Annotated in this window: 3 protein-coding genes; all 3 read right to left on the bottom strand. The window is 75.6% G+C overall.

The genetic code is table 11. From position 1 onward, the window contains the following. The coding region (locus OOT08_RS06225) for an ABC transporter ATP-binding protein (protein ID WP_325091717.1) at positions 1-1,370 on the bottom strand (1,370 nt) is incomplete at its 3' end. Next, on the bottom strand, positions 1,367-2,017 hold the full coding sequence (locus OOT08_RS06230) for an ECF transporter S component (RefSeq protein ID WP_325091718.1): 651 nt from the start codon (positions 2,015-2,017) through the stop codon (positions 1,367-1,369). The genes OOT08_RS06225 and OOT08_RS06230, both read right to left, overlap by 4 nt. 126 nt (positions 2,018-2,143) lie before the next feature. Further along, positions 2,144-2,420: hypothetical protein (locus OOT08_RS06235; RefSeq protein ID WP_325091719.1), on the bottom strand; the 277-nt coding region annotated here is incomplete at its 5' end.

The following is a 2,420-nucleotide window of genomic DNA, read 5'->3' on the forward strand; positions in this document are numbered from 1 at the left end:
AGCAGGCGAACCAGCTCCGCCCAGGTGAGGGCGTCCTGGCCGAAGGTGGGCTCGTCGAGAATGAGCACCGCGGGGGCGACCCCGAGCGCGGTGGCGACGGAGAGCCGCCGTTGTTCCCCGCCGGAGAGCGTGAAGGGGTTGGCCTGGAGCAGGTGCCCGAGCCGGAGCCGCTCCGCCAACTGCGCAACCAGGGCCGCGATCTCGGCCTCGCTGCGCCCGGCGAGGCGGGGGCCGATGGCCAGTTCCTCCCGCACGGTGCCCGCGACGAACTGGTGCTCGGGGTTCTGAAAGACGACCCCGATCCGGGCCGCGAGATCGGCCGAGCGCCAGCGCGCGGGGTCCGTGCGCCCCGCGCGGTCCGGGGCGTCGGAGACGACGCGCCCCGAGAGGGCGGGGAGGAGCCCGGCGAGGGTCAGGCCGAGCGTCGACTTCCCGGCCCCGTTCTCCCCCGTGATCGCGAGGATCTCTCCGCCGCGCACCGCGAGATCAACGTCGCTCAGCGCGGGCGTTGCGGCCCGGCGGCCGACGGAGAGCGCCTCGGCGCGGAGCCGGTCGGGCCCGGGGTTCGCCCCGGGGTCCGCGACGGCGGGCCGCGTCCGGGCGGTGCTCGGCTCGTGCCCGGGGACCCACACCCCGGCCGCGGCGAGCGCGGCGCCGTGCCGGGCGAAGACCTCGGCGGGCACCCCGTCGGCGAGGAGCCCCCCGCCCGGGTCGAGCACGATCACCCGGTCCACGGCGTCCGCCCACACGGAGACCCGGTGCTCCACCACGAGCAGGGTGCTCCCGGTCTGCGCGCACGCCGCGAGCACCGCGTCGCGAATTCTGGTCACCCCGGCCGGGTCCAGGTTCGCGGTGGGCTCGTCCAGGAGGAGGGCGCCGGGCCGCATCGCGAGCACCCCCGCGAGCGCGAGCCGCTGCTGCTGGCCGCCGGACAGCTCCTGGGCGGAGTGCCCCAGCGGGAAGCCGCCGAGGCCAACCGCGTCGAGGGCCTCGCCGACGCGGAGCCAGTTTTCCTCCCGGGGGACGCCGAGGTTTTCGTTGCCGAAGGCGACGTCGTCGCCGATCCGGGCCTGCACGATCTGGGACTCGGGGTTCTGCAGGACGAGTCCGACTCGGCCGCGGGCCGCGACCGGGTCCGCCCCGTCCACGAGCAGGCGGCCCTCGCGCTCGCCCTCGTCGTCGCCGCCGAGCACCCCGGCCAGCCCCGCGAGCAGGGTCGATTTCCCAGCCCCGGACGGGCCGAGGAGCAGCACGCGCTCCCCCGCCCGAACGCTCAGGTCGAGGCCGCGGACGGCGAAGCGCTCGCGGCCGGCGGGGCGCCAGCCCCAGCCCTCCGCCGCGAGCGACGCCGGAACGGTGCTCCCGGTCACGCCCGGGCCGTAACCTCTCGGCCCGAGGCGAATCGGCTGAGTGCCCCGGTGCGGGCGAGCGCCCGGGTCAGCGCCCAGCCGCCGAGGCCCGCGATCACGGCCCCGGACACGGCGCAGGCGCTCAGGTAGACGACCTGGAAGAGCGTGTCCGCGCCCGGGTACCAGAAGATGAGGTCGTTGATGCCCATGGCGATACCGGAGCCGAGGCCCGCGAGGAGCGCGGTCGGCAGGCCGAAGCGGCGGTACGCCACGAGGAGGAAGACCAGCTCCGCGCCGAGGCCCTGCACGAGGCCGCCCTCGATCGTCATGAAGGCCCACTGCGCGCCGAGCATGGCCGAGAAGGAGGCCGCGACCACGGAGGCGAACACCGCCGCCCCGGGCTTTCGGATGATGAGCCCCGCGGCAACGCCCGCGAGCAGCCACACCCCGTAGAGGATGCCCTGGAGGCCCGGCAGCAGCAGCTTGAGCGGCTCCGTGAGCGGATTGTAGAGCTGGTTCCAGACGAAGTAGATGACGCCGGCGGCCACGCCGATGACGGCGGCGACGACGATATCGACGACCCGCCAGCGGCTGCTCCCCCGGCGGGGCTGGGAGGCCGGGGCCGGGGCCTCGGGGGACGACGTTTCGGGCGCGGTGATATGCGACATGGTGTTCCTTCCTACGCTGGCATGACCCAGATCAGGTTGACGGTCGAAGCGGCTGCGCTTCCTCTCAGTCCGGACGCCCGGACTCCCGTGTGTACCCGATCAGTCTAGCCCAGCTCGGGCACCGGGTCAGCGGCCGGTTTCGGGCCCCGGGGCGTCGTCCGTCGGCTGCTCGTCCTCGTCGGCGCGCTCCGGGCTCGCGTTGCGCCACCACGGGCGCGGGGGCACCTGCGCGGCCCGGGGCGGGGTGGCTGCCCCGGCTCGGCCCGCGTCGGGCTCGGGGGCATCGCCGTCGCCCACCGGCTGGGAGCCCGTGTTGCGCAGCCGGACGGGCTCGTAGTCGTCGGTGTCTCCGCCGAGGGCGATCCCGATGGGCGCGGTCTCCCGGGTCCAGATGGGCGCACCC

Origin of the sequence: Leucobacter sp. M11, from assembly GCF_035726885.1 — a bacterium.
Lineage (GTDB): Bacteria > Actinomycetota > Actinomycetes > Actinomycetales > Microbacteriaceae > JAPFRB01.